Raw genomic sequence first — 9,606 nt, forward strand, 5'->3', positions numbered from 1 at the left:
GGCCGCGGAGCTCGCCGCTGCGGGCCATACCGTCGCCCTCGTCGACGCCGACCCCTACGGAGGCGCCGTCGCGCCGTCGCTGGGCCTGCTCGATGAGGCGCCCGGGTTCGCCTCGGCCTGCCGCCTGGCGGGCGGAGATGCGCTCGATCGCGCCGAACTCGAGCGCATCGTGCAGCGGTACTCGGCACCCCGTGCCTCGTTCGACGTCTTCACCGGACTCGTCGGCCCGAGTCGCTGGCCCGAGCTCGCGCACGATCGCGTGACCGCGGCCGTCCAGGCGATCGCCGGGCAGGTCGAATACGTCGTCGTCGACACGGGATTCAGCCTCGAGCGCGATGAGGAGCTCACGAGCGACCAGTTCGCGCCGCGACGCAACGCGGCGACCTTCGCATGCCTGGCCGCGGCCGACCGGGTGATCGCCGTCGGGCTTGCCGACCCGGTCGGGCTCTCGAGGCTGCTCCGTGGCCACGGCGATCTCATGGACCTCGTCGACGCGGACCGTATCGACGTCGTCGTGAACCGCGTGCGCACGGGCGCTCTCGGCATCGACGCGAACGCCCAGGTGCGGCAGACGCTCCGTCGGTTCGCCGGCATCACGGACGCGACGCTGCTTCCGCACGACGGCCGGTCGACGGATGCCGCCATCCTCACCGCTCGCACGCTTCGCGACGCCGCGCCGCGCAGCCCCTTGCGCGCGGCACTGCGCGAGTACGTGCTCGAGCACGTCCTCCCGGTGCCCGAGCCCGTCCGGCGTCGCGGCTTCGCCGTCGCGCCGATGCGTCGCGCCGCAGCCGGCTGACGGCTCGCCGCGGCATCCGGAACCGCCCACTACGCTGGGTCTGTGTCGACCCTCAGTGAACTCGTCCTCGCCCAGGGCCGCAGCAGTCAGGCCGATGTCGACTGGCTGCACATGCTCGTCGGCGACCTCCAACTGCTCGCCGATCTCGCGTTCGCCGACATCGTGCTGTGGGTGCCGTCGGGCGACGACGACTTCGTGGCGGTGGCCCACGCCCGCCCTTCCAGCGCCGCGACCCTCTTCTACCGCGACTTCGTCGGCCAGCAGATCAAGCCGCAGTGGCGCGAACTCGTCACCGGCGCCTTCGAGTCCGGCCGGATCACGGATTCCTCGGCACCCGACTGGTACGAGGAGATGCCCACGCGCGTGCGCGCCGTGCCCGTCATGCGGCGGCTCTCGGCGACCGGCACTCACCTGGCGCCCGAGCCGGTCGCGGTGATCACACGACACACGAACCTCGGTGCCACGCGCGCGGCCAGCCGGCAGGAGCTCACGTTCAACGAGTGCGCCGAGGAGCTCTTCCAGATGATCGCGTCGGGGGACTTCCCCGACCTGGGTGCACCGACGGGACCGCGTCGCGGTGCGCCGCGAGCATCCGACGGACTCATCCGCCTCGATCTCGACGGCGTGACCACCTTCGCGAGTCCGAACGCCCTCTCCGCGTTCAACCGCATGGGCTTCGAGGACGAGCTCGAGGGGGAGTCGCTGGCCGAGGTCACGACGCGGCTCTTGAGCGGCAAGCTCGTCGTCGACGAGTCGCTGCCCCTCGTGGTCACCGGCCGGGCGCCGTGGCGCACCGACGTGGAGTCGCGGGGCGTGACCGTGTCGCTGCGGGCCATCCCCATCCGGCATCGTGGCGAGCGGATCGGCGCGATCGTGCTCAGCCGCGACGTCACCGAGCTGCGCCACCAGGAGCAGGAGCTCATCACCAAGGACGCGACCATCCGCGAGATCCACCATCGCGTGAAGAACAACCTGCAGACGGTCGCGTCGCTGCTGCGCATCCAGGCTCGCCGCACCCACTCCGACGAGGCGCGCGACGCGCTGACGCAGGCGATGCGTCGCGTCGGGGCCATCGCCGTCGTGCACGACACCCTCTCGGAGGGCCTCACGCAGAACGTGAACTTCGACGAGGTCTTCGACCGGGCCCTGCTGCTCGTGGCCGAGGTCGCGTCGGCGCACAACACCACCGCGCACCCGAAGCGTTCCGGGTCGTTCGGCGTGCTGCCGAGCGAATACGCCACGCCGCTCGCGCTGGCCCTCACGGAGCTGGTCACGAACGCCGTGGAGCACGGCCTCGCCGGTCAGGAGGGCGACGTCGAGATCACCGCCGACCGTTCGCCGACGACGCTCACCGTGCAGGTTCGCGACACCGGTTCGGGACTCCCCGAGGGGAAGGTCGGCGAGGGGCTCGGCACCCAGATCGTGCGGACCCTGATCCAGGGCGAACTCGGCGGCACCATCGACTGGCACACCGTGGTCGGTCGGGGCACTGAGGTGACGATCGACGTGCCCCTCCGCTGGATCACGCCGGCCTAGGGGTCGGTCGGATGCCGAGTCGGCGGCGCCTCCGGGGGAGTGGCGGTCGTCAGGACGCGCGGCGTGCGCGGGCGGCGCGGCGCTTCAGGGCGCGGCGCTCGTCTTCGCTGAGGCCTCCCCACACGCCCGAGTCCTGACCGGTCTCGAGGGCGTACTGGAGGCAGATCTCCGTGACGGTGCAGCGGCCGCAGACGGCCTTCGCCTTCTCGATCTGGTCGACGGCGGGACCGGTGTTGCCGACCGGGAAGAAGAGTTCCGGGTCTGCGGTGAGGCAGGCGGCCTTGTCGCGCCAATCCATGGAGATGCTCCTTGCGTGTACTTCGATCGCAGACGCGCACGATTGCGCCAGCCGAGTTCGGCTTTGTGCTGCAGGGGGAAAGCCGAATATCGGGAAGTAGGATCATGACTGATCGGCTCACGTCCCTGTGAGCATCAATTCGGCCTCATAAATGGTCGCATAGCGGAGAGATCGAATCAATAGCCGTGTTTGGGATAACGCTGTGAATCGGGACGGTACGGAGCCGAACATGCCGCACGAGGCATCCGATTCGGGAGGGGTGCGCGCGGCCCTGATCGCGGTCACGGCATTGCTGTTCCTCGAGGCTGCGGCGCTCGTCGCCGTGGTGGTGTGGCTGGTGGCCGACCTGCTGGCGCTCGAACCGTCGTCGTACGCCACCGCGATCGCACTCCTCGTGCTCGTGGTGATCGGCGCGATCTGGGTGAGCGCGGTGGCGGTCGCGTCGATCCGGCGCGCACCGTGGTCGCGTGCCGCGGCGATCGTGTGGCAGGTGCTGCAACTGTCGATCGCCGTCGGTGCGTTCCAAGGACTCTTCGCGAGGCCGGACGTCGGCTGGCTGCTGCTCGTGCCTGCGATCACCGTCATCGGGCTGCTGCTGTGGGCGCCGGTGCGACTCGCCTACACGCGTCCGGGAGACCTGGATCGGGCGCCCGACGGCGCCTGACGCTCAGTCGTCGAGACCGAGGTCGCGACGGACCCGGGCGACGTGGCCGGTGGCCTTCACGTTGTACCAGGCGCGCTCGATGCGTCCATCCTCGCCGATCACGAAGGTCGACCGGATGGATCCCACGACGGTCTTGCCGTAGAGCAGCTTCTCGCCCCAGACGCCGTAGGCCTGCTGGACGGCGAGATCCTCGTCGGAGAGGAGGGTGTAGTTGAGCCCGTCCCGTTCGGCGAACCGCTTGAGCTTCGCGACGTCGTCCTTCGAGACGCCGACCACGCGCACGCCGGCGCCCTTGAAGGAATTGAGGTTGTCGCGGAAGTCGCACGCCTCGGTCGTGCAGCCGGGCGTCATGGCCTCCGGGTAGAAGTACAGGACGACGCGGGAGCCGCGAAGTGACGAGAGCGTCACGGGGGTGCCGTCCTGGTCGTCGAGCGTGAAGTCGGGAGCGAGGTCGCCGGGGGCGAGACGTGCGTCGGTCATCCATCCATCGTAGGCACGCCGTCTGGGCCGACGCTCAGGCGGAGGGGCCGACGCCTCTGGCGAAGGTGGTGAGCAGCCGCTGCAGCGAATCCACCCTCGCTCGGCCCGTCTCGCCGAGCTCGCCGGCCTCGACCGCCTCGTTGATGGCGCAGTCGGGCGCGTCGGGCAGGTGGGTGCACCCGCGGGGGCAGTCTTCGGCGATGCGGGCGAGGTCGGTGAACGCGCCGAGGATGTTGGCGGGGTTCACGTGCCCCAAACCGAACGAGCGCACGCCGGGAGTGTCGATCGCCCAGCCGGTGCCTGCCTCGCCCTCGATGCGCAGCGACACCGTCGATGACGACGTGTGGCGTCCGCGGCCGGTCACGTCGTTCACGCGCCCGATCGCGCGGTGGGCGCTGGGCACGAGGGCATTCACGAGGGTCGACTTGCCCACCCCGGAATGGCCGACGAAGACCGTGCGGTGCCCCACGAGTGCGCGGGTGATCTCGTCGAGCGGCATCCGCTCGGTGCTGGACCGGAAGACCGGGAGGTCGAGCCCGGCGAAGTTCTCGAGGAACTCGCCCGGGTCGGCGAGGTCGGTCTTGGTGATGACGAGCAGCGGCTGGATGCCGGCGTCGAACGCGGCCACGAGGTAGCGATCGACGAGCCGGATGCGCGGTTCGGGGTTGGCGGCGGCCACGACGATGAGCATCTGGTCGGCATTGGCGACGATGATCCGCTCGACCTCGTCGGTGTCGTCGGCACTGCGGCGGAGCAGGGTGGAGCGTTCGCCGATGCGCACGATGCGGGCGAGCGTGCCGTCTTCGCCGGTGGTGTCGCCCACGAGGTCGACGTGATCGCCGGTGACGACCGACTTGCGACGGAGCTCGCTCGCACGCGCGGCGATGATCTCGCGCTCGTCGGGTCCGCCCTCGTCGATGAGGACGGCGTAGCGGCCCCGGTCGACGCCCAGCACGACGCCCTGGACGGCGTCGGCGTGCTCGGGGCGGGTCTTCGTGCGGGGTCGGCTGCCGCGGCGGTTGGGCCGCACCCGCACGTCGGACTCGTCGAACTCGGGCTCATCCTCGTCCGCGTCGTCGGCGTCCCACCAGGTCATGCCAGCATCTGCTCCCACAGCGCGGTGAACTGCGGCAGGGTCTTGGAGGTCGAGGCGATGTCGTCGACCACGACGCCGGGCACGGCCAGTCCGACGATGGCGCCCGTGGTGGCCATGCGGTGATCCGCGTAGGCACGCCACGGCCCGCCGGTGAGCGGCGCAGGCTCGACCCGCAGTCCGTCCTCGAGCTCGGTGACGGCGCCGCCGAGCCGGTTGAGCTCGGTGGCGAGGGCCGCGAGCCGGTCGGTCTCGTGGTGGCGGATGTGGCCGATGCCGGTGAAGGTGCTCGGGCCGTCGGCGAACGCCGCAAGTGCCACGAGGTTCGGCACGAGTTCGCCGGCCTCCGAGAGGTCGAGGTCGACGCCCCGGATGCCGCGGCCTCCGTCGGCCGCGGACTCGGGCGCGCGCACGGTGAGGCGATCGGCGTCGAGGGTGACCCTGGCACCGAACCGGGGCAGCAGCTGCGCGAGCTGCGCCCCGACCTGGGTGGTCTCGGCCGGCCACCCCGTGATCGTCACGTGACCGCCCGCGACGAGCGCGGCGACGAGGAACGGTGCGGCGTTGGAGAGGTCGGGCTCGATGGCCACGTCGATGGCACGGATCAGCCCCGGCTCCACCACCCAGCGACCAGGTTCTGGACTGGCGACCTCGACGCCGCGCGCGCGCAGGGTGGCGATGGTCATCTCGATGTGCGGCAGGCTGGGCAGGCGCTCGCCGACATGGCGCAGGTCGAGGCCCTCCTCGAAGCGAGCGGCGGCGAGCAGCAGCCCCGAGACGAACTGGCTCGATGCCGAGGCGTCGATCTCGAGCGCGCCACCGGCCACCCGACCGGTGCCGTGCACCGTGAACGGGAGTGCGCCGCGACCGTCGTCGTCGAGGTCGACCCCGAGATCGCGGAGGCCGTGGATCGAACCGCCCATGGGGCGTCGCCGCGCCCCCTCATCACCGTCGAACGTCGTGGGTCCGAGCGCCAGCGCGGCCACGGGCGGCAGGAACCGCATCACCGTGCCGGCGAGGCCGCAGTCGATCGTCGTCGAGCCGAGGAGCTCCTCGGCGGGGATGACGCGCACGTCGTCGCCGAACCCGCCCGTGCCCGGCATCCGCTCGAATCTCGTGCCGAGTGCTCGCAGGCCCTCGACCATCAGCTCGCTGTCGCGCGACCAGAGGGGAGCGTGCAGCGTCGACGGGCCGTCGGCCAGCGCCGCGAGGACGAGCTCACGGTTGGTAAGCGACTTCGAGCCGGGGAGGGCCACGACGGACTCCAGCGGCGCCGTGGCGACGGGCGCACGCCAGCCATCGTCGGGCTCGGTCTGCCTGGCCTCGCCGTACGGGTCGAACTCGGGTGCGGAATACCTCGAAATCTGCATCGGTTATCAACAGTAGCGTCCGAGACGCGGAAGGAGATGGTGCGCGTGTCGCTTGCGGTGATGGAACGCCCAGTGGTCGCCACGGCCGACGATCTAGGATGGCCGGTGATGACTGCCGACGAGACCGACCCCACGACGAACTCCGGCGCGCCCGACGAGGCCCGCCCGCTCGGCGAGCTCTTCGAGGAGCAGGCGCTGCCGTTCATCGACCAGCTCTATGCCGCCGCGCTGCGCATGACGAAGAACCCGGCCGACGCGCAGGACCTCGTGCAGGAGACGTTCGTCAAGGCCTTCGCCGCGTTCGGCCAGTTCACCCAGGGCACCAACCTGAAGGCATGGCTGTACCGGATCCTCACGAACACCTTCATCAACAGCTACCGCAAGAAGCAGCGCGAGCCGTACCAGGGCACGATCGACGACCTCGAGGACTGGCAGCTGGGCGGCGCCGAGTCGACGACCGCGCGCTCGAGCCGCTCGGCCGAGGCCGAGGCGATCGACCACCTGCCCGACAGTGCCGTGAAGGACGCGCTGCAGGCGCTTCCCGAGGACTTCCGCCTCGCCGTCTACTTCGCCGACGTGGAGGGCTTCTCCTACCAGGAGATCGCCGACATGATGAACACCCCCATCGGGACCGTGATGAGCCGCCTGCACCGTGGCAGGCGGCTGCTCCGCGAGTCCCTCGCCGACTACGCACGCGAACAGGGCTTCGCGGCGGGTGCGGCGCCTCAACCGACGAGGAGCAAGCGATGACCGACTGCGGCTGCGAGAAGGCACGAGCCGAACTCGAGGAGTACCTGCACCACGAACTCCGGCGTGAGGACGCGGCGGACATCCGCGAGCACGTGGAGCACTGCGCCGACTGCCAGGCCGAGCTCCGGGTGGGCGTCGCGATCACCGAGGTCGTGCAACGCGCCTGCAAGGAGAGCGCCCCCGAGGAGCTGCGCGCCGTCGTGCTCACGAGGATCCGCGCGTACCAGGCCGGACACGGCGCGCTCGTCGAGTAGTCGCCGCGGTTCCGTCTTTCGGACGACGCGAGTCAGGCTGACCGGCCCGTAACGTCGGTCAGGATGGAACCCGCAGACCGCTCAGACCCCCGCCCGCGCCGCGTGCCCACGTGGCTTCGCGTCCTCATCCCGACCGTCCTCATCCTGCTCTGGTTCGGCGCGTTCGGCGCCGGCGGGGCCTCCTTCGGCGCGCTGAGCGACGTCGTTGAGAACGAGCAGTCGCAGTTCCTGCCCGCCGAGGCCGAGTCGACACGCGTGCAGGACCTGCAGGCCGAGTTCCGCTCCGCCGACGTCATCCCGGCCATCGTCGTCTACGCACGCGACGGCGGCCTCACCGATGAGGACACGGCCGCCATCGAGGACGATGCCGCGGCGTTCGCGGACGTCGACGGCGTCGTGGACGACGGGGTGTCGCCGCCGGTCGTCTCGGAGGACGGCGCGGCCGCAGAGGTCTTCGTGCAGGTGGATGCCGGCGCGGAGGTCGACGTCGCCGTCGACGCGCTCCGGGCGCAGGTCGAGGAGACGGCCGGCGACGGACTCGAGGTGGCCGTCACCGGCCCGGCCGGGTTCACCACCGACCTCAAGGCGGCGTTCGCCGGCATCGACGGGTTGCTCCTCATCGTCGCGTTCGCCGCGGTGTTCCTCATCCTCGTCGTCGTGTACCGCTCGCCGCTCCTGCCGGTCATCGTGCTCGGCACGAGCCTCACCGCGCTGTGCGGCTCGGTGCTCGCCGTCGTCGCGCTGGCGCGCGCCGACGTCCTCGTGCTCAACGGGCAGACGCAGGGCATCCTGTTCATCCTCGTCATCGGGGCGGCGACCGACTACTCGCTGCTCTACATCGCCCGCTACCGAGAGGCGCTGCACACGCATGAGCGCAAGTGGGATGCCACGTGGGCGGCCCTGCGCGGATCGTGGGAGCCGATCCTCGCCTCGGGCGGCACCGTGATCGCGGGCCTCCTCATGCTCCTCGCGAGCGAGCTGACCTCGAACAAGATCCTCGGCCCGGTGTCGGCGATCGGCATCCTGTTCGCCCTCGCGGCCTCGCTCACGCTCCTTCCCGCGCTCATGCTGTGGGCCGGGCGGGTGGCGTTCTGGCCCGTGCGACCGAGGTTCAGCGCCCACGTCGAGGCAGACGACGTGGTCGGACGCCGCGGTGTGTGGCCTCGCGTTGCGCGCCTCATCGCGCGACGGCCCCGCGTGACGTGGGTCGTGTCGACGCTGGTGCTGGCGGTGCTCGCCCTGGGGATGACGCAGCTGAAGGCCGATGGCGTGCCGTCGAGCGAGTTCGTGCTGGGGGAGTCGCAGGCCCGCGACGGACAGGCGCTGCTCGGCGAGCACTTCCCGGGCGGCTCCGGAACCCCGGCCGTCGTCATCGCGAGCGAGGAGCAACTGCAGGACGTGGCCGAGGTGCTCCTCGCCACCGACGGCGTCGATACCGTCACGGTCGTGTCCGAGGACTCCCCGAGCGGTTCCCTGCCCGTGACGGAGGACGGCATCCAGCCGCTCGGCCCTCCGGGAACGCCCGCCGGCGAGCCGACCGTCGTCGACGGACGGGTGCAGCTCGACGCGACCCTCGCCGACGCGGCCGACTCCGACGCGGCCGAGGCGGTGGTCGCCGACCTGCGCGCGCAATTCGAGGCGGTCTCCACGACCGACGACCCGGTGCTCGTCGGTGGGACGACCGCCGTCGCGCTGGACACGAAGGACGCCTCGATCCGCGACCGGAACCTCATCATCCCGCTCGTGCTCGCGGTGATCCTCGTCATCCTGATGCTGCTGTTGCGGTCGATCGTCGCGCCGCTCCTGCTCATCGGCACGGTCGTGCTGTCGTTCGCCGCCGCGCTCGGCGTGTCGGCGGTCGTGTTCAACGGGGTGTTCGGGTTCCCCGGAGCCGACCCCGTCGTGCCGCTGTTCGGCTTCGTCTTCCTCGTCGCCCTCGGCGTCGACTACAACATCTTCCTGATGACGAGGGTGCGCGAGGAGAGCGTGCGGCACGGCACGCGCGAGGGCGTGCTGCGCGGACTGGTCGTGACGGGCGGGGTGATCACGTCGGCCGGCCTGGTGCTCGCGGCGACGTTCGCCGCGCTCGGCGTGCTGCCGATCCTGTTCCTCGCGCAGATCTCCTTCATCGTCGCGTTCGGCGTGCTCCTCGACACGTTCCTCGTGCGGTCGCTCCTCGTGCCCGCGCTCGCCTACGACATCGGCCGGGCGATCTGGTGGCCGTCCAAGCTGTGGCGCTCGCCCGTCGACCGAGGCGTGACGCGAGAGGATGCGGCGGTGGTCATGGGCGCAGCGCCCGCGGGTGCCGACGACGCCCTCCGTGACGAGCCCGCAGGCCCGGCCGAACCCGAGCACGAGCCGG

10 protein-coding genes are annotated in these 9,606 nt (G+C 71.0%); 6 read left to right on the top strand and 4 right to left on the bottom strand.

The annotated features are described in order from the left end of the window. Both GH736_RS11075 and GH736_RS11080 read left to right on the top strand, forming a co-directional pair. Positions 1–799 (top strand): MinD/ParA family ATP-binding protein (locus GH736_RS11075; RefSeq protein WP_407922340.1); only part of this gene is annotated, 799 nt, incomplete at its 5' end. A gap of 42 nt (positions 800–841) precedes the next feature. After that, entirely contained in the window at positions 842–2,335 is a 1,494-nt protein-coding gene (locus GH736_RS11080; RefSeq protein ID WP_159603192.1) for a sensor histidine kinase, read from the top strand. Between the two features lie 49 nt (positions 2,336–2,384). Here GH736_RS11080 and GH736_RS11085 read toward each other — a convergent pair whose 3' ends face one another. Next, positions 2,385–2,633 carry a WhiB family transcriptional regulator gene (locus GH736_RS11085; RefSeq protein ID WP_022881603.1) on the bottom strand — a complete coding sequence of 83 codons (249 nt, stop codon included), beginning with the start codon at positions 2,631–2,633 and terminating at the stop codon, positions 2,385–2,387. Positions 2,634–2,862: 229 nt separating this feature from the next. Here GH736_RS11085 and GH736_RS11090 point away from each other — a divergent pair, with 229 nt between their 5' ends. Next, the gene (locus tag GH736_RS11090) at positions 2,863–3,297 is read left to right on the top strand and encodes a hypothetical protein (RefSeq protein ID WP_203230721.1); all 435 of its coding nucleotides are present in this window, start codon (positions 2,863–2,865) and stop codon (positions 3,295–3,297) included. A gap of 3 nt (positions 3,298–3,300) precedes the next feature. Here the strand turns inward: GH736_RS11090 and bcp are convergent, their stop codons facing one another. The 3 genes from bcp to aroA are packed head-to-tail and all read right to left on the bottom strand — an operon-like array spanning position 3,301 to position 6,240. Further along, positions 3,301–3,777: a thioredoxin-dependent thiol peroxidase gene (gene bcp, locus GH736_RS11095; RefSeq protein ID WP_159603194.1), complete on the bottom strand. Its 477-nt coding sequence runs from the start codon at positions 3,775–3,777 to the stop codon at positions 3,301–3,303. Between the two features lie 34 nt (positions 3,778–3,811). Next, positions 3,812–4,873 carry a ribosome small subunit-dependent GTPase A gene (gene rsgA / locus GH736_RS11100; protein WP_159603196.1) on the bottom strand — a complete coding sequence of 354 codons (1,062 nt, stop codon included), beginning with the start codon at positions 4,871–4,873 and terminating at the stop codon, positions 3,812–3,814. Beyond that, entirely contained in the window at positions 4,870–6,240 is a 1,371-nt protein-coding gene (gene aroA / locus GH736_RS11105) for a 3-phosphoshikimate 1-carboxyvinyltransferase (protein WP_159603197.1), read from the bottom strand. The genes rsgA and aroA overlap by 4 nt, the downstream gene beginning before the upstream one ends. A 60-nt stretch (positions 6,241–6,300) precedes the next feature. On the opposite strand from aroA, the gene GH736_RS11110 reads away from it, so the two are divergent. The 3 genes from GH736_RS11110 to GH736_RS11120 all read left to right on the top strand — a co-directional run. Beyond that, a complete protein-coding gene (locus GH736_RS11110) occupies positions 6,301–6,990 on the top strand; it encodes a sigma-70 family RNA polymerase sigma factor (RefSeq protein ID WP_159603198.1) in 690 nt (229 codons plus the stop codon). Beyond that, a complete protein-coding gene (rsrA, locus tag GH736_RS11115) occupies positions 6,987–7,244 on the top strand; it encodes a mycothiol system anti-sigma-R factor (protein WP_159603199.1) in 258 nt (85 codons plus the stop codon). The genes GH736_RS11110 and rsrA overlap by 4 nt, the downstream gene beginning before the upstream one ends. A 63-nt stretch (positions 7,245–7,307) precedes the next feature. Beyond that, positions 7,308–9,606: MMPL family transporter (locus GH736_RS11120; protein ID WP_159603200.1), on the top strand; the 2,299-nt coding region annotated here is incomplete at its 3' end.

This window comes from Agromyces humi, assembly GCF_009720255.1.
GTDB lineage: Bacteria > Actinomycetota > Actinomycetes > Actinomycetales > Microbacteriaceae > Agromyces > Agromyces humi.